This window comes from Kribbella soli (assembly GCF_004331345.1).
In the GTDB taxonomy this organism is placed as follows: domain Bacteria; phylum Actinomycetota; class Actinomycetes; order Propionibacteriales; family Kribbellaceae; genus Kribbella; species Kribbella soli.
Genome location: NZ_SJJZ01000004.1, coordinates 430,871 through 452,191, shown reverse-complemented (window position 1 = coordinate 452,191; position 21,321 = coordinate 430,871). Strand labels below are relative to the sequence as shown.

Sequence of the window (21,321 nt, the reverse complement as noted above, 5' to 3'; positions counted from 1 at the left end):
GGCATCTGAGGGTACGAGTCATACTGGACACCACTGCATCCGCCCGTGCCGGGGTTGGTGCAGTCATGTGCCGACAGCGGATGCGGGCCAGTCCGGAAGGAACATCCGATGTCAGCGTTAGCAATCGACTTCACCCAACCGTTCGAGGATGCGTTCAGCAAACTGCTGTCGTTCATCCCGAACCTGCTGGGCGGCCTGGTCATCCTGGTCGTCGGCTACTTCGTGGCCAAGATTCTCGGCAATCTCGTCGGCCGGCTGCTCGGCCGGGTCGGCTTCGACGGCTGGATGGAACGGGCCGGCGTCTCCGGTGTCCTGCAACGGTCGGGCACGGGACTGACCGCTTCGGCGATGCTGGGCAAGGTCGTGTTCTGGTTCGTCTTCCTGATCAGCTTCACGATGTTCGCCTCCGCACTCGGCGTACCGGAGATCTCGAACTTCATGAGCGACATGCTCGCCTACATCCCGCGGATCTTCGCCGCGATCGTGATCGTCTGCCTGGCGGCGCTGTTCGCCAACTTCCTGGCCGCCGTCATCCGCGGTGCGACCGGCAACGAGACCCTGGCCAAGGTGGCCCGGTACGCCGTTCTCGTGTACGCCGCGTTCGCCGCGCTGACCCAGCTCGGTGTCGCGGTCCAGCTCACCGGTAACACGCTGCTGATCGTCCTCGCGGGCGCCGCGCTTGCTCTCGGTCTCGCTTTCGGCCTCGGGGGCCGCGAGATGGCCGGCCGGGCACTGAGCAACCTGTTCGACAAGGACAAGATGGTCAAGCCGGCCGCGCAGAGCGGCATGGACAACGGCACGGCGGCGTACCCGCAGCAGGGCGGCTACCAGGGCGAGTACCAGGGCAACTACGAGGGCGGCTACCAGCAGCCCACCCAGCCCACTCAGCCCGAGCAGCACCCGGCCGCGCACGCAGCGCCCGGCAACTGGTCCAACGGCACCCCGCAGAACGGCAACTGGCAGCAGGGCCAGTAACCAAGGAGTTCACACCGAGGCAGTTCTCCTCAGGCGGGCGGCAATCCAACCGGGTTGCCGCCCGTCGCCTGTGAGCGAAGGTGGTCGGCAGCTGCGTGTGATCTGCAGCTCGACAGGATGTGTCAGGTGGACGGGTAGTGCACCTGAGCGTGAACGTGTCCGCGCGTACAGCGTCTCGCTGCTGCTCTACCTGTCGAGCTGCCGATCGCCGAGCCGCACCTGTTAGTTGTTGTCGGGGCCGGCTTTGCGGACCTCTTCGACCTTTGTCATGGCCTCGCGGAGGTCGGCCAGCCAGGTTTCGCTGTGCTGGGCGACGAGTTTGACGCACCAGCCGAGGGCGTCGCTGCGGGAGCGGGCCACGCCGGCGTCGACGAGGGTGTCGAGGACCTGGCGTTCGGGTTGGCGGAGACGCGTCATCACCGGCGCGGACAGCGAGGTGAAGACGGTCCTGGTCTCGCCGCAGCGCACACCCCAGGCGACCTTCCGCCGGGTGGCGTGCTCGAGTTCGCGGGCGATCTCGATCCGGCGCTCGCGGGTGTCCTCGCGGAACTGCTTGATCCGGCCGTCCTCGGCGGCGGAGCGCTCGGCCGCGCTCACGTCCTTGTTCTGCTCGGGTGCGGGGATCCGGCCGACGATCAGGATCTCGTCCCGGTCGATCTCCAGCTCGGTCTCACCCTCGAACCAGTCGCCCGGCAACCGTCCGGTCAGCCAGCCCCGCACCTTCTCCTGCTCGGTCTGCGTACTCATGTAATCATGATTACATCTAAGCAGGTCGAGCTCAAGCGATCAGTGGTACCGCACCGTGTACGCCGCGTGTGCGTCGCCCTGTGACAGGCCCATGTTCGAGACGCCGATCACCAGCGTGTGTCGGGTGACATCGTTCCGGTACGTCACGTACGTCGTACCGGCCGCGCCCTCGGTGGCGATCCGGGTCCAGTGCGGTCCGCCCTTCGCGGCGACCTTGTGCAGCTCCCGTACGGCGGTCGGCGTGGCGTAGTACGCCGTCCACTTCGCGTCGCCGCGTCCCCAGGCCCGGACGAGGTTGTCCGACCACTGGACCGCGTCCCACGCCTTCGGCTCGCCGCTGAACTTGGCGGTGTACGCCGCGTGCCAGCCGTCCGCCGCGCGCAGGCCGACGTTCTGTACGCCGATCGTGAGACTCCCGCCGCGTGCGTCGTCGTGGTACGTCACGTAGATCGTCCCCGCGGCGCCCTCGGTGGAGACGCGCCGCCAGTGGATCCCGCCCGGCAGGGCCTGTCCGTAGAGCGTGCGCGTGGTGGCCGTCGACGCGTAGCAGTTGGCGGTCGCGGTCGCACCGCTGCCCCAAGCGCGGACGAGTCGGTCGGCGTACGACGCCGCCGAGATGTTTGTTGCGGACGCCAGGTTGCTGCAACTGGCGGTGGTACTGGCGGTGGTACTGGTGGTGCCGGCGTTGGCCGGAGCGGCGCCGGTGAGAAGCAGCGGTGCGGTGACCGCGAGTGCTGTCGTGCTACCTAGACCAATGATCCTGCGAATCATCATCGACCTCCCGAGTGGATGTGGTCCTACTGGTGGGACGCCACACCGCACTCGGGAGTTTGCATCGGATTCCAATGAAACAGGTCTGCAATATCAAGCAGCCGGTGGCGGCGCGAACGCGGTCCGTAACCGTTCCTGAGCGCTCGTTCCGGCGGCTGTGTGGTCAAGACCGAGCAGGGCCGCGCCGACCACCGGCGGTACGTCGACCACGCGCGGGATCGCCTTCGGGGCAACGTCGGCGAGCAGCTTCGTGACCCGGTCGAGAAGGACCGAGTGGCCCGCCGTCAGCACGCCGCCGCCGAGGACTACGGTGACTCGCTCGCCGAGCAGGTCGAGCCGCCGCAGCGCGCTCAGGGCCATGGCGACGATCTCCTCGGCCTGCTGCTGAATGATGCCCAGGGCAACGATGTCGCCCGCGGCCGCGACCTGGAACAGCACCGGCGCGGCTTCCAACTGCCGTTCGGCAGGCAGCTCGCCGAAGTGGAACGCCTCGATGACCGCGGTCAGCGACGGCATCCCGTAGTGCATCGGCAGTGCAGCGAGCAGTGCGGTGGCCGGACCGCGGCCGTCGTCGGCCCGTGACGCCGACCAGAACGCCTCCTCGGCCAACTGTGCTCCGCCACCCCAGTCGCCAGTCAGCTTGCCCAGTGCGGGAAACCGAGCGGTCCGCCCGTCCGGCAGCATTCCGGAGCAGTTGATGCCCGCGCCGCACACGACCGCGACACCACGCGGCTCGTCCACCCCGGAGCGCAGGAGGGCGAAGGTGTCGTTGGTGACGTACACCGCCTCGGCCCAACCGCGGTCCTCGAAGGCAGCGGTCAGTTGCTCGACCTCGATGGGCAGGTCGGCGTTCGCCAGGCACGCCGAGATCTGCTGAACCAGCGGTACGTCGCCGACATGCAGCCCGGCCGCGGCCGCCGCAGCTCGGACCAGTGGTTCCAGTCCGTCCACAGCGGCCGCGGCGCCGATCCGCTGCGGTTCGAACCCGCCGCCACGCGCCGTACCGAGTACTGTCCCGTCGGCGGCGACGAGGGCGACGTCGGTCTTGCTGTTGCCGGCGTCGAAGGCGAGAACACCGCCTGGGACTAGCGCGCCCACGGGAGGTAGTCCTTATTGTGCGCCAGCAGCTTGTCCGTCAGCTCCTGTGCGATGGAGATCTGCCCGACCAGTGGATGCGCCAGCAGAGCTTGGAACACGCGCTCGGGTCCACCCTTCACGGCAGCCTCCAGTGCCAGGTCCTCGTACGCCGTCACGTGTGCGACCAGTCCGGCGTACAAGGGCTCCAGTGGGGACACCGGCTCCGGTTTCGTGCCCTGTGCGTTGACTGTGGCCGGCACTTCGATGACAGCGTCATCGGCCAGGAACGGGAACGTGCCGTTGTTGAGAGTGTTGACGACCTGCACGTCGCCGGTGTCGTTCAGCAGCGACGACGCGAGTGCGACGGCCGCCTCCGAGTAGTACGCGCCGCCGCGCTTCTCAAGCAGTGCAGGCTTCTCGTCGAGCTGCGGGTCGGCGTACATGTCCAACAGCTCTTTCTCGAGTGCAGCGACCTCAGCGGCTCGGGACGGCTTTGTAAGCAGCTCCTGCACCACGGCGTCGTGCGCGTAGTAGTAGCGCAGGTAGTACGACGGCACGACGCCCAGCTGCTGCACCAGATCCGGCGGGAGGTGTAGGTCATCCGACAGCTCGCCCAGGTGCTTGGATAGCAGTTGGGGCAGGACGTCCTCACCGTTGACGCGGACTGCGCGCTCCCAGGTGAGGTGGTTCAGCCCGACGTGGTCGAGCGACACCTCCTCCGGTGTGACGCCCAGCATCGCGGCGAACCGGCGCTGGAACCCGATCGCCACGTTGCACAGCCCGACTGCCTTGTGCCCGTGGGACAGCAGAGCCCGCGTGACGATCCCGACCGGGTTGGTGAAGTCGATGATCCACGCGTCCGGGTTGGTACGCCGTACTCGCTCGGCAATGTCCAGCACGACAGGTACCGTCCGGAGCGCCTTCGCGAGACCGCCGGCACCTGTGGTCTCCTGACCGACACAACCGCACTCCAGCGGCCACGTCTCGTCCTCGTTCCGTGCAGCCTGTCCACCGACCCGCAGTTGCAGCAGTACGGCGTCCGCGCCGTCGATCCCCGCGTCCAGGTCGGACGTGGTGATCACCCGGCCGGCATGTCCTTGTTTGGCGAAGATGCGCCGCGCCAGACCGCCGACCAGTTCGAGCCGGTCGGCCACCGGGTCGACAAGCACCAGCTCCGACACCGGCAACGTGTCCCGCAACCGCGCGAACCCGTCGACCAGCTCGGGCGTGTAGGTGGACCCGCCACCAACAACTGTCAGCTTCATCCCTTGACCCCTGTCAGTGTGACGCCTTCGATGAAGGCCTTTTGCGCGAAGAAGAACAGGATGATGACCGGCGCCATCACCAGCAGGGTTGCTGCCATGGTGAGGTTCCAGTTCGTGTGGTGCGCGCCCTTGAAGGACTCCAGGCCGTAGCTGAGCGTCCAGGCGGCCGGGTTCTCGCTGGCGTAGATCTGTGGGCCGAAGTAGTCGTTCCAGCAGTAGAAGAACTGGAAGAGGGCCACTGCGGCGATCGCCGGCTTGGCCATCGGCAGCACGATCCGGACCAGGGCCTTGAACTCACCACAGCCGTCCACCTTGGCGGCGTCGACGTAGTCCTTCGGAATCGTCAGCAGGAACTGCCGCAGCAGGAACACCGAGAACGCGTCGGTGAACGCCATCGGGATGATCAGCGGCCACAGCGTGCCGGAGAGGTGGAGTTGCTTGGCCCAGAACAGGTACATCGGCACGATCACCACCTGTGGCGGCAGCATCATCGTCGCGATCACCAGCATCAGTACCACGTTCCGGCCGCGGAACTTGAAGCGGGCCAGCGCGTAGGCGACCGGGATGCTCGACAACAACGTGAGCGCTGTGCCAAGTCCGGCGTACAGCAGGGTGTTCTTCCACCAGGTCAGGAAGCCTGGTGTCTCCCAGACGGTCCGCAGGTTCTCCCAGTGCCAGCTGTCCGGCCACAGGTCGCGGGTGAGCGCTTGCTGGTCGCTCATCAACGCAGTGAGGAAGATGAACACGAACGGCAGCACGAAGAACAGTGCGGCGGCGATGGCGAGTGAATGTACGCCGACCCAGTGCAGGAAGCGCGTACGGCGTGCTGTGCGGGCAGCCGGTGTCAGCGTGACCGGCGAGCTGATGGCGGTCGCGGTCATGCGGCACTCCTTTCAGTCATGGAGCGCATCAGGAAGACGGTGAACACCATGGCCAGTGCGAACAGCACGAGGGCGATCACCGAGGCTCCGCCGGTGTCGAAGCGCTGGAAGCCCAGGTGGTACACGAGCTGCGGCAACGTCAGCGTGGACTTCTCCGGGTATCCGGGCTCGAACTGCTGACCTGCTCCGCCGATCACGCCACTGGCGACCTTCCCTGCGACGAGCGGCTGCGTGTAGTACTGCATCGTCTGGATGACACCGGTGACGACCGCGAACAGGACGATCGGGGAGATGTTCGGCAGCGTCACGAACCGGAACCGCTGCCACGCACCGGCTCCGTCCAGTGAAGCCGCCTCGTACTGCTCCTGCGGTACGTCGAGCAGTGACGCCATGAAGATCACCATGAGGTCGCCGATGCCCCACAACGCCAGCATGGTCAGCGCCGGCTTCGACCAGCTGGGGTCGTTGAACCAGCCGGGCTGTGGCAGTCCGATGCTGCCGAGGATGTTGTTCACCGGACCTGTGCCCGGGTTGAGCAGGAACGCGAACGCCATCGTCGCCGCGACCGGAGGGGCCAGATACGGCAGGTAGAACGCCGTACGGAAGAAGCCGGCGCCGGTCTTCACCTTGGTGATCAGCAGGCCGATCCCGAGTCCGAACAGGACCCGCAGCGTGACCATGACGACGACCAGCCACAGGGTGTTCCGCAGTGCCGGCCAGAAGAACGGGTAGTCGGTGAAGACGTACTGCCAGTTCTTCAGACCGGTCCAGGTCGGCGGCGTGAACCCGTCGTACTTCATGAAGCTGAAGTAGACGGTCGAGACCAGCGGGTACAGGAAGAAGACGCTGACGCCGATCAGCCACGGTGACAGGAAGGCCAGCGTGCGGGCGGTCTCGCGACGGTGTTTCTGCCGAAGCGTGGTCATTTCGCCTGGGCCAGATCCTTGTCGATCTGTTCGTCGGTCTTCGCCAGACCGGCGGCCAGATCAGTGACCTTGCCGGCTTCGTAGGCGTAGCCGAAGTCCTGCAGCGTGAGCTGGTAGGCGCCACCGTTCGGGCTGGCCGGGGTGGTGTTGCTCTTCTCGTGCTGGGCGATGCCGAGGAAGGTCTTGAAGTTCTCGTCCGCGGTGAGCTTCGGGGACTTGATCGCGTCCAGCGTCGACGGCACGTTGTGGATGGCGTTCGCGAAGCTCACCACGGCGTCGGTGTCGGTGGTCATGAACTTCACCAGCTCCCAGGCCGCGTTCTGCTTCTGGCTGGTGCCGGCGATCCCGATCACGGTGCCGGACAGGTAGCCCTTGCCGTAGCTGTCGGCCTGGTCGTCGGGCACCGGGAACGGCGCGACGCCGATGTCGAACTTCACCCCGGCCTCGCGTGCCATGCCGAGCCGCCACTCGCCGTCCATCGTCATCGCGACCTGCCCGGTGTGGAACGGGTTCTTCGCACCGAACTCGTCACCGAACGTCGCGCGGTACTTCTCCAGCTTCGCGAACCCGCCGAGCTGCCCGACCAGGCCCTTCTGCCACGTCAGCATGCTGGCGAAGGCAGGATCCTTGGCCAGGTTGGACTTGCCGTCGGGCGTGAAGTACGTCGGGTTCCACAGCGCGGCGAAGTGTGTGGTGGTCGACTCGTAGCCGTGGAAGTTCGGCATGAAACCGAGCTGGCTGTAGGTGTCGCCCTTGACCTTGGTGAGCTTCTTCGCGACCGCGTCGAACTCGGACAGCGTTTTCGGCGGCGCGGTGATCCCGGCGGCCTTGAAGGCGGTCTTGTTGTAGTACAGGCCGTACGCGTCGTTCAGCAGCGGCAAAGTACAGCGTTTTCCCTGGAACTGCGTGTAGTCCTGCAGCGGCTTCGGGAACGTCTTGTCCAGGTCGATGCCGGACTTGTCCAGGAACGGCTTCAGGTCGCTGAACACGTTCGACGCGCAGAACGTGCCGACGTTGTCGGTGGTGAACGAGGACACCACGTCCGGCGCGTTCGCTCCGCCGGCCCGCAACGCCTGCTTGATCTTGTCGTCGTTGATGTTGCCAACGACCTTCACGTGGATGTTCGGATGCTTCGCCTCGAACGCCTTCACATTGGCGTCGATGGCGGCCGCCTCGCTGGGGGCGCTCCATCCGTGCCAGAAGGTGAGGTTCACGTCCTTCGTGGCATCGTCGTTGGCCTGCGGTGTGCTCGAGGTTCCGGTGCAGGCCGTCGCCAGAAGGGCGACTGCGGCGGTGCCGATGACGGCACGGGTGAAGCTAGGCATCCATTCTCCTACTAGGTAATTGGTGGACCCGCCGTGTCGAAGACTTCGTCGCGGGTGGTGCTCAGTGCGGACTGCAGTGCTCCGGAGAGCACGGGGTCGGTGCTGATCGCGGTCATCAACAGCTGCGGCCGCGGTACGGCGAGATCGGCGAGCTCGTCCTGGACCAGGCCGCGCAGGCGTTCGCCGCCCGCGGTGATGACGCCACCGGCCAGCACGATCAGCTCCGGGTCGACGACCGCGACGATCGCGGCCAGACCGACTGCGAGCCGGTGCGCGAACTCGTTCAGTACGGCGTCGCCCGCCCCCTCGGTCTGCAGCGCGATCGCGATCGCGGCCTCCGGCGTACGGGCCTTCAGGCCGTGCTCACGGGCGAGCTCCAGGACCGGTTCGCCGCCGGCGAGTTCCTGGAAACCGCCGGCGTTGTTGCGGCCGACGTTGCGGACCAGCGGCGTACCCGGAAGCGGCAGGAACGCCACCTCGCCGGCACCGCCGGTCGCGCCGCGGTGCAGACGGCCGTTGATGACGATCGCCGCGCCGATGCCTTCCTCGCCCCAGAGCAGCACGAAGTTGTCGTGCTCCCGGGCGTGGCCGACCCGCTGCTCGGCGATGGCGGCCAGGTTGACGTCGTTCTCGACCTCCAGCGGTACGGCGATCGCCGCGGCCAGCTCTTCGAGCAGGTGCGGGGCGTGCCACCCCGGCAGGTGGGTCGCGTACCGCAGTCGGCCAGTCGTCGGGTCGAAACCGCCAGGCGTGCCGATCGAGACCCGGTGCAGGCGTTCACGGCTCAGGCCCGCCTCGCCGGCCGCGCCCTCGATCGCCTTGACCACACGGTCGACCGTGCCCTTGGCGCTGCGGCCCGGGGTGGCCAGCTCGTAGTGGCCGACCACGTTGCCGGCCAGGTCCGCAATGGCGGCACGGATCCGGGTCGGCGTGACGTCCAGCCCGCCGACGTACGCGATGCCGCCGTTGATCTCGTACAGCTGCGCGTTCGGGCCGGGGCGGCCGGCGGTGGTACCGCTCGGGCGGACCAGCCGGGCAGCCTCCAGCCGCGCGAGCAGCTGAGACGCGGTCGGCTTGGACAGCCCGGTCAGGTTGCCCAGCGTGGTGCGGGAGAGTGGTCCCTGGCTGAGTAGCAGGTCCAGGGCGGCGCGGTCGTTCATCGCGCGCAGCAGGCGCGGCGTTCCGGGTGTCGTTGCCATGAGCCAACCCTGCCTCCCTTCGCCGCCCGCGGGTACTCGCCGCGCTGAAGATCCGAACTGTTAGGAAAGTTTCCTATTAGCCCGAGACCGTACGGCGGACGAGCTCGGGTGTCAACGGCTCTGTTGAGTTAGGGTTGCCTAACTATGGCCACTGGGGAGCTGTTGAGGCGGGCGATTCGGCGGCATCGGGGCCGGATGACCGCGGGGGTGCTGGTGCTCTCGTTGCACCAGGCGACCGAGGCGGCGGTACCGGTCGCGATCGGGATCTTCGTGGACCGTGCGGTGGCGACCGGCCGCGTCCAGCCGCTGCTCTGGTGCGTGCTGATGATGGTCGTGCTGTTCGCCGTCCTGTCGAACGCCTGGAAGACCGGTGCGCGACAGGTGGTGTGGGCGATCGAGTACGAGACGCACCTGCTCCGGCTGGAGATCGCGCAGCGCGTGCTGGACCCACGTGGTCACCGGACCGGGCTGCGGTCGGGGGAGCTGTTGTCGATCGCCACCTCGGACGCTGAGAAGGCTGCACTGGTCATGCGGGCCGTCTCGATGGGAGCAGCGGCGTGTACGGCGTTGATCGTGTCGTCGGTGTCGCTGCTGTTGGTCGACGTACCGCTGGGACTCGGCGTGCTGATCGGCGTACCGCTGCTGGTGCTGGGGATTCAGGCGCTCTCGCCGTTGCTGACGCGTCGTACGTCGAGTCAGCAGGAGGCGGTTGCTCAGACGACCGCACTGGCGACGGACCTGGTCAGCGGGCTGCGGACGTTGCGGGGGATCGGAGCGCAGCACAACGCGGCCGCGCGGTACAGGCGGTCGAGCGAAGCGACGCTGCGGGCCACACTGCGCGCTGCGTCGACGAATGGGCTGCAGGACGGCGTGACGACCGCACTGAGCGGTCTGCTGCTGGCTGCGGTTGCTGGTGTGTCCGGCTGGTTCGCGTTGAACGGCCGGATCACGATCGGCGAACTGATCACGGTGGTCGGGCTGGCGCAGTTCGTCGCCGAGCCGGTCGGCACACTCGGCTACGCGAGCCAGGTGCTTGCCATGTCCCGCGCCTCAGCCTCGCGACTCGCCTCGGTGCTCTCGGCACCCCCACTAACAACCACCGGCACCTCGACAACTATCGACTCAACCCAGCCTCTCCTCGCAGTGGAAGGCGTTTCACACGGGACTCTGTCGTCGCTGACCCTCGTACTCCGACCCGGTGAGTCCGTGGGAGTGCTCTGCTACGACCCGCGCGACGCCGACGCCCTGCTGACCGTCATCGCCGGCCGCGCACCTAAGCACACCGGCTCCGTGCTGGTCGGTGGTACTCGTCTCGAAGAGCTGGACGTTGACGCGGTCCGGCGAACCGTGTTGCTGGAGCGGCACGAGACAGACCTGTTCGAAGGAACGCTGCGCAGCAACCTTCTGGCAGATGCAGGGCTGGAGCGCGTGATGACGGCTGCTGGTGCGGCCGACCTGATCGAAGAACTCGACCGGCCATTGGCCGACCGAGGGCAGACGTTGTCCGGCGGCCAGCGTCAGCGGCTCGGACTGGCGCGCGCGCTGCTGGCTGAGCCGCCGCTGCTGGTGCTGCACGATCCGAGTACTGCGGTGGACGCGGTGACCGAGGAGTTGCTGGCAGAGGGGCTTGCCGAGGAGCGAGCCGGCCGGACCACGCTGGTGTTGACGAGCAGTCCAGCGCTGCTGGGAAAGATGGACCGGGTGGTGGTGGTCTCCGACGGGTCTGTGGTTGCTGAGGGCATCCACTCCGAACTGGCCGAGTCCGACCCGGCCTACCAGGAGGCGGTGCTGCGATGAACCTGTTGCCGATCGCGGGCCCGCGCGCGACGTGGACCGTTCTGTGGCGAGAGCTCCGGCGGCTGCCGGTGCTGTCGGCTGTCGCGGCTTTGGTGATCACGGGGGCCAGTGCGGCCGGGCTGGTCGCGCCGTGGGCTCTTGGTGTGCTGGTGGACGACATCGCCGGTGGCGGCGACCGATCGGCCATTGCGCGTGTCGTGCTGCTGATCGGGCTGGCGGCGGTGCTGGCCGGCGTACTGACGGCTCTCGGCGTGACGCTGGTCGCGCGGGTCGGTGAGACCGTGCTGGCGCGGATCCGCGAGCAGGTGCTTGACCGGGTGCTGCAGCTGCCCGCGCCGGTGCTGGAGAAGGTGCGTACCGGTGACCTGCTCTCGCGGGTCGGTGACGACGTGGCATCGGTCGCGGCCGCGCTGACCGAGGTCGGGCCGTCGGTGCTCGGTGCGGCGTTGACGATCCTGCTGACTGTCGCTGGGATGTTCGCACTCGACTGGCGGCTCGGTCTGGCCGGTCTGCTCGCCGTACCCATGTACTACCTGGCGTTGCGGTGGTACCTGCGGCGGTCGGCGCCGTACTACAAGCAGGAACGTGTAGCGATGGGCGAGCGGTCCGAGGCGATCATCGCGTCGCTGCGGGGCAGCGCGACGGTCCGTGCGTACCGGCTGGAGGATCGGCAGCTGGAGAAGATCGGGGAGACCTCAGGTACGGCGCGGGACATCTCGATCACGGTGTTCCGGTTGTTCAGCTTCTTCTCGTCGCGGATCAACCATGCCGAGTTCACCGGGCTGACGGCGATCCTGGTCACCGGGTTCTTCCTGGTGCGGGAGGACTCGGTGAGCATCGGTGCGGTGACATCGGCAGCCCTGTACTTCCACCGGTTGTTCAACCCGGTGAACGTCGTACTGATGGAGTTCGACCAGATCCAGACAGCGGCGGCCGGGATGTCGCGGCTGGCCGGCGTACTGGAGATCGAGCCGGCTCCGGAGCCACCTGCGAGCCCGGACCCCGCTGACGCGTCGCTGGAACTGCAGGTGATCAGTCACCACTACGACGGTCCTGAGGTTCTCACTGAGGTCTCGCTGCGGCTGGAGCCAGGCGAACGGGTCGCCCTGGTCGGTGCGAGTGGTGCCGGGAAGACCACGCTGGCAGCGATCGCGGCTGGTGTTCTCGCGCCGTCGACGGGTGTTGTGAAGCTCGGTGGCGTCGACGTGCGCGATCTGGGCGAGGACAGGACGCGTGCCCAGGTCGCCCTGCTCAGCCAGGAGGTGCATGTCTTCTCCGGAACGCTCATGGAAGACGTGCAGCTGGCACGACCCGCTTCAACAGCTGAGGAAGTAGAAGCAGCACTTGACCGGGTCGGCGCCTCGGCCTGGGTGCGTGCGCTACCTGACGGCTTGAACACGATCGTGGGGGAGAGCGGCCATCCGTTGACAGGTGCGCAGGCGCAGCAGCTTGCCTTCGCCAGACTGGTGCTTGCTGACCCGCCGGTCGCCGTACTGGACGAGGCGACGGCAGAGGCAGGTAGTGCCGGTGCGCGTGAGCTGGAGCGTGCCAGTGCGGCGGCTACGGCCGGACGGACCACGCTGGTCGTCGCACATCGGTTGACTCAAGCTGAGCAGGCGGACCGGATCGTCGTACTCGACCATGGGCGAGTGGCCGAGTCCGGGACGCATGAGGCGTTGCTGGCAAGCGGTGGTCGCTATGCGCAGCTGTGGCGCAGCTGGACTGGTACGTCTACGCCTGGTCAGCCAGCAGGGCGAACGACACCAGCCAATGCGTCGACATGAAGTCCCCGTCGGTGACCGTCGGCAGCACCGCATCGACCTGACGGTCCGCACCAGCCCGCAGCACGTCGGCAACGTTCGGAAGGGCCGGCGCGATCGTCCGCAGCTGCCACGCCCGTGACAAGGCCAGCCCAGACAAGTGCGCCAACTGCCCGTCACCGGAGTCGTCCGTCACCGGCACCTCGAGCAGGTGCTGATGCGCGTCGCCACCCAGCCCTGGCAGGAACGCGGACAGCCAGCTGACGAACTCGGCGTCCGGCAGCACCCGCCGCATCAACTCCGCCTCGGACAGCGCAGGTGACAAGAAGTCAGTCCCCGACGGCTCGAACCGGGTGTCGTACGCCGTGTCGTTGCCGAACCACTGCAGCGCGCGGGCCCGGATCGCCTCCACCACGTCAGCGCGACCCAGTTCGCCGTACGCCTCGTGCAGCAGCGCGAGAGCGAACGCGGAGTTGAGGTGTACGCCGTGCCGCACTGGGTACGCCTGCTTCGGCAACCAGGCGAGGACCAGGTCCGCGATGACATCGCCGAGCGGAGTGAGCGCGTCTGCCCACTGGGTCTTGCGGGCGGCTGCGACCAGCATCGCCGCCCAGGCCCAGCCGTACGGGCGTTCGTACGACGGCCGCTCCCGCAGGTACGCGGCCTCGGTGGCGATCGCCTCGGGCGTCAGGCGCCGGTCGAGTACCTCGATCGGGCGGCCGCCGACCTGGTCCGGCGCCAGCGTCAGCAACCGGACCAGGGACCACTGCATGTGTGCGCTGGAGTGCCAGTCGTAGGACCCGTGGAACGCCGGGTGCAGGCGATCCGGGGTCACGTCGACGTCGTCCGGGCCCTTCGACGCGTGGGCCGTGCCGTACGGGTACGGCGTCTCGAGCACCTCGCAGGCGATGTCTGCCCAGGCGGCGGCGTACTTCATGAAACTCCTTAGAATGCGAAGAAATACATGATGACGATGTTGCAGCCCAGCAGCGGGATCGCGGTCGGGATCTGCGCCTTGATCGGCCCGTACTGGTCCTTCATCTGCAACAGCGCTGCCGGCACCAGGTTGAAGTTGGCCGCCATCGGCGTACACAAGGTGCCGCAGAAGCCGGCCAGCATGCCGACCGCGAACACGACCGCCGGAGTGCCGTCGAACTGCTGCACCAGCAGCGGCCAGCCGACCGCGGCCGTCATCACGGGGAACGCGGCGAACGCGTTGCCCATGATGATCGTGAAGATCGCCATGCCGATGCAGTACAAGGCGACCGCGGCGATCAGCGAGCCCTTCGGGACCAGGTGATCGGTGACGCGTCCGACCGCCTTGCCGACCCCGGAGGCGTTGAACAGCAGGCCGAGTGTGGCCAGCATCTGCGGCAGGATCGCCGCCCAGCCGATGTGCTCGAGCAGGCGACGCCCCTCGTGCAGCGGCACGGCGGGAGACTTCGGCCTGAACAGCACCATGCCAAGGATCAGCGCGAGGACCGAGGCGACGCCGAGGCCGATGATCGTGGCGGATCCGGTCTGCAGCAGCAGCTTGCCGTCGCCGAGCTTCACCTTCGCGAGCCAGGCCCCGAAGATCGCCGCGACCACCGGGATCACCAGCGCCGGCAGGAACAACTTGTTGCCGAACCGGTCGGCGAAGTGCACGCGCTCGGCCGGGGTCGTCGTACGCTCCTCGCCCTTGCCCGGGAAGCCCGAGCCGGCCAGGACCGCCAGGCCGATCACCGCGATACCGAGCAGCCAGGACGGCGCCTGCTTGTTCACCACGAACGTGCCGTAGCCGAACGAGACGCCGAGGATGCCCCAGAACGCCGCGCTGCCGACCCGCTTCGGGTTGCTGCGGTCGTTGAACACCTGCAGCGCGATCAGGACGAAGAAGATGCCGCACAGCCAGTAGAACCACTCGACCTTGATCATCGCGCGGCCTCCTTCGTCGCCGCCTCGTCCTCGGCCGCGAGCCTGTCCAGCTGGCGATCGAGAAGCAGCAGGCGGGTGCCGTGGATGAGCAGCGCGCAGATCCCGGTCGGGATCGCCCAGAGCGCGATGTCGATCGCCTCCAGGTGCAGGCCGTACGTCGTGTCGACGAAGCCGGTGATCAGCAGGATCGAGCCGATCGCGACGAAGATGTCCTCACCGAAGAACAACCCGATGGTGTCGGCGCTGGCCGCGAAGCCCTTGATCTTCTCCTGCATCTTCTCCGGGAGTTTGCCGTACCGGCGTTCCGCGGCGCCGGCGGCCATCGGGTGGATGAGCGGCCGGACCGCCTGCGCGGGACCGCCGATGCTGGTCAGGCCGAGGGCTGCGGTGCCTTGCCGGATCAGCAGGTAGATGGCCAGCAAGCGGCCGGTGGTGACGACCTTGAGCTTGCTGATCAGCTTGCGGGCCTGGTGTTGCAGGCCGTAACGCTCGATCAGCCCGATGACGGGCAGCGTGACGATGAAGACGGTGACGGACCGGCTGCCGGCGAAGCCGTCGCCGAACGCGTTCAGGATCTTGACCGGAGACAGTCCGCCGATCAGGCCGGCCACGATCCCGGCCGCCGTGACGACCAGCATCGAGTTGATCCGGAGGGCGAACCCGACGACCACCACCGCGATGGCGAGCAGAACCCACATGGTTCCTCCCGGGGACGGAACGGTGTTGCTGAGGGGATGTTCCGCTCACCATAGGAGATTGTTGAACGATCCTGCAATGCATCATTCGAACAAATCTTTCCGAAACACGACAACGCGCCGTGACCACGAGGTCCCGGCGCGTCGTCGTACCGCTGGAAAGAGGGCTCTTGTGACGCATGTACGGGTGGTTGGGCTGGGTTGGCCGGCCGGAGCGCCGGGGGGAGGGGGGATCTGGTGGCCTGAGACAGGAACTCGTGACGTGAGACCTGAAATACCAGCTCCCCACCCACCACAACCTGTCCCAACCCACCGCCCGGTCGGCGCGGACCGGCTCGCGCGTCGCGCAACAGCAACGGATAACCCCTCGCGTCCAGGGTTCTCCCCTCGCATATCAGCAGAGAACCCCACACGCGAAGGGATATCCGCTCGTCTTCTGGTCGACGTCCGGCTCGCCGGCAAGCGGCGCGATCGGCGTGGGCCTAGGAGACAAGTGCGCGCCGCCGGACCAAACCCTCCCCAGTCGACCAGCCCGCAACTGCCATCGCCCGTGTGGCGTACAGCGACGGCGGGGCGGTGGGGAGACTGGGGATAGGAAATGGCGGCAGGAGACAGGCAATACCAGATCCCGACCCACCACTACCTGGTCTCACGACCCCGGATGGGGGCAACCATGACCCCACACATCGGACAGAAGAGCCGAAAGAGGGGTTAGGGGAGGCGCCAGTCGACTGGCTCGGCGCCCTGCTCGGCGAGGAGGGCGTTGACCCGGCTGAACGGGCGGGAGCCGAAGAAGCCGCGGTCGGCGGACATCGGGCTCGGGTGTGCGCTCTCGACGTACGGCGTGCTGCCCAGCATCGGCTTGAGCGTCTGGGCGTCGCGGCCCCAGAGGATGGCGACCAGCGGGCCGCCGCGGTTCACCAGCGCGTGGATCGCCTGCTCGGTGACGCTCTCCCAGCCCTTGCCGCGGTGCGCACCGGACTTGCCCGGTTGCACGGTCAGCACTCTGTTGAGCATCAGTACGCCCTGGTCGGCCCAGGGGGTGAGGTCACCGTTGGACGGCGCCGGTACGCCGACGTCCGCCATCAGTTCGCGGTAGATGTTCGCGAGACTGCGTGGAATCGGCCGTACGTCGGGGGCCACCGAGAAACTGAGTCCGACCGGGTGTCCCGGGGTCGGGTACGGGTCCTGCCCGACGACGAGCACCTTCACCTGTTGCAGCGGCCGGTGGAACGCTCGCAGCACGTTCTCCCCAGCCGGCAGATAGGCCCGCCCCGCGGTGATCTCCCCGCGGAGGAACTCACCCATCTGCGTCACAGTGCCTTCGACCGGAGCCAACGCCTCAGCCCAGTCCGGCGCCACCAGATCCGACAACGTCTTAGGACTCACCCGCCACAGTCTCGCAGCACTGCGGCTCGCAGTGCACCCCGGGTTGTCGCCCGTTGTTCGCGTGTCGCTCAAACGCTGGTGTGGCTGGAGACGGTACAAAGGTCGCGGCCCCGCAAAGGTATGAGCTTGCGGGGCCTTTGCTATGCAGCCAGACGGCGGAGAGCTGCCACGTAGCGGGTGGCGGCGTAGTGCTGGGTCCTGCGGGTGATGGGGCCGGCCAGGTGGGTGTACCAGGTGGCCGGGCGGCTGTAGGCGCGGATGGTGGCGTGAATGCCGTCCGGGTCGCGGGTGATGAGGAAGGACTCCTCGCCGGCCTCGGGGTGGCCTTCCAGGGTTCCGTACGCGAAGCCGATGCGGTCCGGTTCGTTGACGACCCAGACGACCCGGCACGGGACTGGAAGCCCTACCTGCGTTCGGAGGCGACGGATCAGCATGCCGGGTCCGAGGCGGGCCAGCGAGTCGGTGCCGACCTGCGGTGGTGTGGCGGTCGCAGTGACCAGTAGGCCGGCCGCGCGGTGCATGCGCCACGTCAGTAACGCGTCAGCGGCCCGCTGGAACACCTCGTCCCCGTCGCCGATCCGCTCCCGGTGCTCCAGTCGGTGGAACCCCTCGGGCACCTCGTCGTACTGCGTCGAGCCCACTTCGTCGTACGTGAACCGCAACCCCGCCAGGTCTTCCAGCTTCATCGGGACCCTTCCCGTCGCATCGCCAGTACGCCGCACAACCCAAAGCCAACTGCATTCGCCACACCGTGCGTGGCAACCATCCACTCCAACGGTAGGTACGGCGTGTTCACCACGTGTCCCAGTGCCCAGCTGACGGCGAGCAGCATCGTCAGCACGAGCACGGAGCCGGACACCATCAGCAGGATCGCCGTCGTCCGGTCCGTGCGCCGCGACCGCTTCCACAGGTTCCAGCCGACCAGCCACATGCCTGTGGTCAGTACGACGGCTCCTGCGAGCTCCACCGGGTCACCGAGGAAGAACCCGAGCAGAACGATCGCAGTACCCAGCGGAACGCTCACCGCGGCCAGACCATCCGCAGCGAGGTACGCCATCAGTGCGGCCGCGAAGCCCGCGAAATGGAAGTGGGCGACTGTCAGCGACAGCACGGTCAGGTTGAAGCCGAACAGCTCGTAAGACGACCGCTCGGCGACCAGTGCGAGCGCTGCGATCGAGGGCGTGACCAGTGCGGTGTAGAGCGCCACCTGTCGCGTGCTGAGGGTCCTGTGCTGGAAGAAGTGCCGTGCGGCCAGTGCGATGAGGACGAGCGTGCCGACGAAGTAGATCGACGCGAGGACGATCGACACCGCACCGCGTGGCAGCCACAGAGCTACCGCACCAGGAACGGCGAACGCGAACCACCAGCGGTTGCTGGTGGTTCGCGTCGGCAGGAGAGTGAGTCCGAGGGGTACGACGATGAGCATCCCCAGGCTCACCACCGCGTGGACGAGGACGGTCAACTGCTCTTCAGGCCGCTGGTGTTGTCTGCCTTGAGTGCGTCGAAGAGTGCCTTTGCCTTCGCGGTGTCCCACTTCACCGCGTCACCCCGGTTGCAGCACAGCTGGAAGTTGTCGTCACTGGTCGGCACGCTCAGTGCGACGCCGCTGCTGCCGGAGATCGCTTGCATGCCACGGGCGAACCGGACGAAGTCGAACAGGCTCATGTCCTTGTCCACGGTCAGCGCGTCGACGCCCTTGGTCGCGACGTTGTAGTACCGCACCGGGTTCAGGAACGTCGACGGCGAGGCGGCCTTCTTCGCGACCGCGCCGACCATCTGCCGCTGCCGCTCGGTCCGGCCGAAGTCGTTCTTGCCGTCGGCCTTCCGGGACCGCACGTAGCCGAGGGCGTTGACGCCGTCGAGCTCCTGGCAGCCGGCCGGCAGGTCGATGTGCGCGTCCTTGTCCTTCATTGCCTTGGGCAAGCACATGTTGATGCCGCCGACACTGTCGATGACGCTGGCGAAGCCGCCGAAGCCGACCTCGACGTAGTGGTCGATGCGCAGCCCGGTGTTGTTCTCGATCGTCTGGATCAGCAGCGCCGGGCCCTTGTTGAAGGCGGCGTTGATCTTCTGCTTGCCCTCGGTGCCGGGGATGTTCACCGCGCTGTCGCGCGGGATGCTGATCAGCACCGTCGGGCCGGACTTCGGGACGTGCATCAGCATGATCGAGTCGGTCCGCGGCGGGCCGGCGTCGCCGCCGGTGTGCAGCCGGGCGCGCTCGGCCCGGGTGAGGTCCTCGCGGGCGTCCGATCCGACCATCAGGTACGTCGTACCGGGGGTCTCGGCCGGCCGCTCGCCGGTGGGCATCGCGTCGAGCTTGTCGATCCGGCTCCAGGCGTAGAGCGGGACAGCGATCAGCATCAGAACGAACAACAGGACGATCAGTCCGACGGTCCGGAGGAACCAGTTGCGGCGCTTCTTCGGGCGTCGCGCCGGGTTCACTGGTCGCGGGTCGATGGGCTGCGTTTCACTCATAGCCATGACCGTATCGGTGCGCGGCCCCCGAACACGTCACCCCAGTGAATGGTTTTACACGTCGGAAAGTCGATGGCGCCTCCTTCAAAGGGAGGAAATCCGCCCCGAGATCGAACCGGAGCGCCGGAACGCGATCGGCGACATCCCAACTCTGGCGGCGAACAGGCGGCTGAAGTACGCCGGGTCGTCGTACCCGACCCGCCGTGCGACGGCCGCCACGGACAGGTCCTCCTCGGCGAGCAAAACCTTTGCAGAGCTGAGTCTGGTGCTCAGGACGAGCTCATGTGGGGTTGAGCCTGTCGTACGGCGTACTGCGTCGCGCAGCTCGTTCACGGTGAGTCCTAGCTCACTGGCGTAGTCCTGAATGCTCATCGGCGCGCAAGCGAGCTCAGCAAGCCGAGCGGCCACTCCGTCGCCAGAACTCGTTCCAGCCTGACCGATCAGGTCGTAGAGCGCTCCTGTGAGCTGTACGGCGTTGTGCTGCGTGCTGACGCGGAGGAGGCGGGTGAACGCGCGGTCGATCGGACGCGGGTCGCCGTACCGGCGGACTGGTTGGCTGGGATCGAGGTGTCCGAGTGAGGTGAGTGCTTCGGTCGCAGGTCCGCTGAACAGGGTCCAGGCCTGACGCCAGTGTGTTGCGGGGCGGTAGCCGTGAAGAACACCGGGGAATAGCCACAGCATCGCGGGTGCGCGTACCTCGTGCAGTTGACGGTCGGGGCCATGTAGCAGGTGGCCGCGTCCTTCTTTCAGCCAGACGAGGGCGTGACAGCCGAGCGCTCGGTCCGGCGCTGGCTCAGGGCCGTGCGTCTGTTCGCCGGCGCCGAGGCAGAAGAGTCCAAGTTGGCTCTCGACAGCGCCTGGTGTCAGGTAGATCGACCAGTTCTGCACGGCTACAAGAGTCCAAGAAGCCGGAGCTGGTGTCCATTCCGCTGAGCGCAGTACGCCGGTGGAATAGAGACGTGCTGACGTCTAACGGATATGTGCTCGATGAGCGGCGGTTGGGTGAGCTGGTTGCGGTGCCTGAGGAGGAGCGGGGTGATCGGGCGCAGTTGCGCGCACGGTTGCAGCGGGACGGGTACCTGTTCCTGACCGGTCTGCTGGACCCTGAGGTGGTATTGGCGTTCCGGGAGTACTACTTCGGGTTGACGGAGGCTGCTGCGGACAGAGCGTCGTACCGGAAGGTGCTGTTCGAGGAGATTGTGCCGGGGCGCGAGTACGCGGCCTTCTGCGCGCAGCCGGCGTTGAAGGGCTGGTTCGAGTGGTTCCTCGGAGGTGAGCCGTTCCTGCACCGCCGGAAGATCATCCGGCAGACAGCGCCGGGTGAGAACGGCATCGGTACGGCGACGCAAGCGCACTACGACCTCGTGTACCTGCGCGGCGGCAGCGACCAGGTGCTGTCCGCGTGGATCCCACTGGGTGACTGCCCGGTCAGCCGCGGCGGACTGACCTACCTGGAGGCCAGCCACCACAGGGTGCTCGAAGAAGAGGCTGCCGGCCGGCTGAAGCGCCCTGCTGCATCCATCACTGCTGACCTGCCCGCTCTGGCCACGCAGTACGACGCCAACTGGCTGGTCGCGGACTACGCGGCCGGAGACGTCGTCGTACACACCGCGCACACCGTCCACGCGGCGCTCGACAACGTGTCGACGGAGCTGCGCCTGTCGACCGACATCCGCTACCAGCGCGCCGCCGACGCGATCGACGACCGCTGGCAGAACCACTGGCACGACAGGGATGGTTTATGACCGGTATGCGGATGCTTCTCGCTAACGACAATCATTTCGGTTAAGGTGCGGATCGGAAGGTTGAACCGAGTCTGAGGAGAGCCGTGAACCGGAACGAACTGATCGCCGGCGTGGCGCAGAAGGCGGGTATCCCGCGGGGCCAGGCGGAGAAGGTCATCGACGCGCTGGGCGATGTCGTCACCGAGGCCGTGCAGCGCGGCGACAAGGTGTCGCTGACCGGTCTGCTCAGCATCGAGCGGGTCATGCGCGCTCCGCGCACCGGCCGCAACCCGCAGACCGGCGAGCCGCTGAACATCCCGGCCGGCTACTCCGTGCGCCTGTCGTGCGGAAGCCGCCTCAAGGCCGCGGCCCGAGGCGACCTCCGCACCGTTCGCTGA

The 21,321-nt window shown here is 67.3% G+C and carries 21 protein-coding genes; 5 read left to right on the top strand and 16 right to left on the bottom strand.

The window, feature by feature from the left end; genetic code table 11:
* Nucleotides 1-108 precede the first annotated feature (108 nt).
* Nucleotides 109-975: a mechanosensitive ion channel family protein gene (locus E0H45_RS32975; protein WP_131344717.1), complete on the top strand. Its 867-nt coding sequence runs from the start codon at nt 109-111 to the stop codon at nt 973-975.
* Nucleotides 976-1,197: 222 nt separating this feature from the next.
* On the opposite strand, the gene E0H45_RS32970 is transcribed toward E0H45_RS32975, so the two are convergent.
* From E0H45_RS32970 to E0H45_RS32935, 8 genes are all read right to left on the bottom strand, one after another.
* Nucleotides 1,198-1,722, bottom strand: coding sequence for a hypothetical protein (locus E0H45_RS32970; protein WP_131344715.1), 525 nt, complete (start codon nt 1,720-1,722; stop codon nt 1,198-1,200).
* A gap of 39 nt (nt 1,723-1,761) precedes the next feature.
* Entirely contained in the window at nt 1,762-2,496 is a 735-nt protein-coding gene (locus E0H45_RS32965) for a hypothetical protein (protein WP_131344713.1), read from the bottom strand.
* Between the two features lie 90 nt (nt 2,497-2,586).
* The gene (locus E0H45_RS32960) at nt 2,587-3,591 is read right to left on the bottom strand and encodes an N-acetylglucosamine kinase (RefSeq protein ID WP_131344711.1); all 1,005 of its coding nucleotides are present in this window, start codon (nt 3,589-3,591) and stop codon (nt 2,587-2,589) included.
* Nucleotides 3,579-4,835 carry a 6-phospho-beta-glucosidase gene (locus tag E0H45_RS32955; protein WP_131344709.1) on the bottom strand — a complete coding sequence of 419 codons (1,257 nt, stop codon included), beginning with the start codon at nt 4,833-4,835 and terminating at the stop codon, nt 3,579-3,581. Before E0H45_RS32955 ends, E0H45_RS32960 begins: the two co-directional genes overlap by 13 nt.
* Nucleotides 4,832-5,716, bottom strand: a complete 885-nt coding sequence (locus tag E0H45_RS32950) for a carbohydrate ABC transporter permease (RefSeq protein ID WP_131344707.1) — start codon at nt 5,714-5,716, stop codon at nt 4,832-4,834. The genes E0H45_RS32955 and E0H45_RS32950 overlap by 4 nt, the downstream gene beginning before the upstream one ends.
* Nucleotides 5,713-6,642 carry a carbohydrate ABC transporter permease gene (locus E0H45_RS32945; RefSeq protein ID WP_131344705.1) on the bottom strand — a complete coding sequence of 310 codons (930 nt, stop codon included), beginning with the start codon at nt 6,640-6,642 and terminating at the stop codon, nt 5,713-5,715. The genes E0H45_RS32950 and E0H45_RS32945 overlap by 4 nt, the downstream gene beginning before the upstream one ends.
* Entirely contained in the window at nt 6,639-7,967 is a 1,329-nt protein-coding gene (locus E0H45_RS32940) for an ABC transporter substrate-binding protein (protein WP_131344703.1), read from the bottom strand. Before E0H45_RS32940 ends, E0H45_RS32945 begins: the two co-directional genes overlap by 4 nt.
* A gap of 11 nt (nt 7,968-7,978) precedes the next feature.
* Nucleotides 7,979-9,166, bottom strand: a complete 1,188-nt coding sequence (locus tag E0H45_RS32935) for an ROK family transcriptional regulator (RefSeq protein WP_131344701.1) — start codon at nt 9,164-9,166, stop codon at nt 7,979-7,981.
* Between the two features lie 144 nt (nt 9,167-9,310).
* On the opposite strand from E0H45_RS32935, the gene E0H45_RS32930 reads away from it, so the two are divergent.
* Together E0H45_RS32930 and E0H45_RS32925 are read left to right on the top strand one after the other, a co-directional pair.
* Nucleotides 9,311-10,963, top strand: coding sequence for an ABC transporter ATP-binding protein (locus E0H45_RS32930; RefSeq protein WP_131344699.1), 1,653 nt, complete (start codon nt 9,311-9,313; stop codon nt 10,961-10,963).
* Complete coding sequence (locus tag E0H45_RS32925) at nt 10,960-12,747, top strand: ABC transporter ATP-binding protein (RefSeq protein ID WP_131344697.1); 1,788 nt, start codon at nt 10,960-10,962, stop codon at nt 12,745-12,747. The genes E0H45_RS32930 and E0H45_RS32925 overlap by 4 nt, the downstream gene beginning before the upstream one ends.
* Here the strand turns inward: E0H45_RS32925 and E0H45_RS32920 are convergent.
* The 8 genes from E0H45_RS32920 to E0H45_RS32885 form a co-directional block, all read right to left on the bottom strand.
* Nucleotides 12,695-13,660 carry a DUF2891 domain-containing protein gene (locus E0H45_RS32920; protein WP_131344695.1) on the bottom strand — a complete coding sequence of 322 codons (966 nt, stop codon included), beginning with the start codon at nt 13,658-13,660 and terminating at the stop codon, nt 12,695-12,697. The two genes, E0H45_RS32925 and E0H45_RS32920, sit on opposite strands and share 53 nt — an antisense overlap.
* An 8-nt stretch (nt 13,661-13,668) precedes the next feature.
* Nucleotides 13,669-14,640 carry a DUF979 domain-containing protein gene (locus E0H45_RS32915; RefSeq protein WP_131344693.1) on the bottom strand — a complete coding sequence of 324 codons (972 nt, stop codon included), beginning with the start codon at nt 14,638-14,640 and terminating at the stop codon, nt 13,669-13,671.
* Complete coding sequence (locus tag E0H45_RS32910; protein ID WP_131344691.1) at nt 14,637-15,338, bottom strand: DUF969 domain-containing protein; 702 nt, start codon at nt 15,336-15,338, stop codon at nt 14,637-14,639. The genes E0H45_RS32915 and E0H45_RS32910 overlap by 4 nt, the downstream gene beginning before the upstream one ends.
* A gap of 708 nt (nt 15,339-16,046) precedes the next feature.
* On the bottom strand, nt 16,047-16,724 hold the full coding sequence (locus E0H45_RS32905; protein ID WP_131344689.1) for a uracil-DNA glycosylase: 678 nt from the start codon (nt 16,722-16,724) through the stop codon (nt 16,047-16,049).
* Between the two features lie 140 nt (nt 16,725-16,864).
* The gene (locus tag E0H45_RS32900) at nt 16,865-17,410 is read right to left on the bottom strand and encodes a DUF1990 family protein (RefSeq protein WP_131344687.1); all 546 of its coding nucleotides are present in this window, start codon (nt 17,408-17,410) and stop codon (nt 16,865-16,867) included.
* Entirely contained in the window at nt 17,407-18,186 is a 780-nt protein-coding gene (locus tag E0H45_RS32895) for a YndJ family protein (RefSeq protein WP_131344685.1), read from the bottom strand. The genes E0H45_RS32900 and E0H45_RS32895 overlap by 4 nt, the downstream gene beginning before the upstream one ends.
* Nucleotides 18,183-19,199, bottom strand: coding sequence for an LCP family protein (locus tag E0H45_RS32890; protein WP_131344683.1), 1,017 nt, complete (start codon nt 19,197-19,199; stop codon nt 18,183-18,185). The genes E0H45_RS32895 and E0H45_RS32890 overlap by 4 nt, the downstream gene beginning before the upstream one ends.
* A gap of 84 nt (nt 19,200-19,283) precedes the next feature.
* The gene (locus E0H45_RS32885) at nt 19,284-20,087 is read right to left on the bottom strand and encodes a helix-turn-helix domain-containing protein (protein ID WP_131344682.1); all 804 of its coding nucleotides are present in this window, start codon (nt 20,085-20,087) and stop codon (nt 19,284-19,286) included.
* Nucleotides 20,088-20,158: 71 nt separating this feature from the next.
* On the opposite strand from E0H45_RS32885, the gene E0H45_RS32880 reads away from it, so the two are divergent.
* Nucleotides 20,159-20,944, top strand: coding sequence for a phytanoyl-CoA dioxygenase family protein (locus tag E0H45_RS32880; RefSeq protein ID WP_131344680.1), 786 nt, complete (start codon nt 20,159-20,161; stop codon nt 20,942-20,944).
* A gap of 83 nt (nt 20,945-21,027) precedes the next feature.
* The gene (locus E0H45_RS32875; protein WP_130383055.1) at nt 21,028-21,321 is read left to right on the top strand and encodes an HU family DNA-binding protein; all 294 of its coding nucleotides are present in this window, start codon (nt 21,028-21,030) and stop codon (nt 21,319-21,321) included.

What these genes read in the sequence shown, in the direction of transcription:
- E0H45_RS32935 (WP_131344701.1), bottom strand. Translation starts at nt 9,166, where the DNA reads ATGGCAACGACACCCGGAACGCCGCGCCTGCTGCGCGCGATGAACGAC.
- E0H45_RS32915 (WP_131344693.1), bottom strand. Translation starts at nt 14,640, where the DNA reads ATGATCAAGGTCGAGTGGTTCTACTGGCTGTGCGGCATCTTCTTCGTC.
- E0H45_RS32930 (WP_131344699.1), top strand. Translation starts at nt 9,311, where the DNA reads ATGGCCACTGGGGAGCTGTTGAGGCGGGCGATTCGGCGGCATCGGGGC.
- E0H45_RS32940 (WP_131344703.1), bottom strand. Translation starts at nt 7,967, where the DNA reads ATGCCTAGCTTCACCCGTGCCGTCATCGGCACCGCCGCAGTCGCCCTT.
- E0H45_RS32970 (WP_131344715.1), bottom strand. Translation starts at nt 1,722, where the DNA reads ATGAGTACGCAGACCGAGCAGGAGAAGGTGCGGGGCTGGCTGACCGGA.
- E0H45_RS32925 (WP_131344697.1), top strand. Translation starts at nt 10,960, where the DNA reads ATGAACCTGTTGCCGATCGCGGGCCCGCGCGCGACGTGGACCGTTCTG.
- E0H45_RS32945 (WP_131344705.1), bottom strand. Translation starts at nt 6,642, where the DNA reads ATGACCACGCTTCGGCAGAAACACCGTCGCGAGACCGCCCGCACGCTG.
- E0H45_RS32910 (WP_131344691.1), bottom strand. Translation starts at nt 15,338, where the DNA reads ATGTGGGTTCTGCTCGCCATCGCGGTGGTGGTCGTCGGGTTCGCCCTC.
- E0H45_RS32890 (WP_131344683.1), bottom strand. Translation starts at nt 19,199, where the DNA reads ATGAGTGAAACGCAGCCCATCGACCCGCGACCAGTGAACCCGGCGCGA.
- E0H45_RS32975 (WP_131344717.1), top strand. Translation starts at nt 109, where the DNA reads ATGTCAGCGTTAGCAATCGACTTCACCCAACCGTTCGAGGATGCGTTC.
- E0H45_RS32955 (WP_131344709.1), bottom strand. Translation starts at nt 4,835, where the DNA reads ATGAAGCTGACAGTTGTTGGTGGCGGGTCCACCTACACGCCCGAGCTG.
- E0H45_RS32900 (WP_131344687.1), bottom strand. Translation starts at nt 17,410, where the DNA reads ATGAAGCTGGAAGACCTGGCGGGGTTGCGGTTCACGTACGACGAAGTG.
- E0H45_RS32965 (WP_131344713.1), bottom strand. Translation starts at nt 2,496, where the DNA reads ATGATGATTCGCAGGATCATTGGTCTAGGTAGCACGACAGCACTCGCG.
- E0H45_RS32950 (WP_131344707.1), bottom strand. Translation starts at nt 5,716, where the DNA reads ATGACCGCGACCGCCATCAGCTCGCCGGTCACGCTGACACCGGCTGCC.
- E0H45_RS32920 (WP_131344695.1), bottom strand. Translation starts at nt 13,660, where the DNA reads ATGAAGTACGCCGCCGCCTGGGCAGACATCGCCTGCGAGGTGCTCGAG.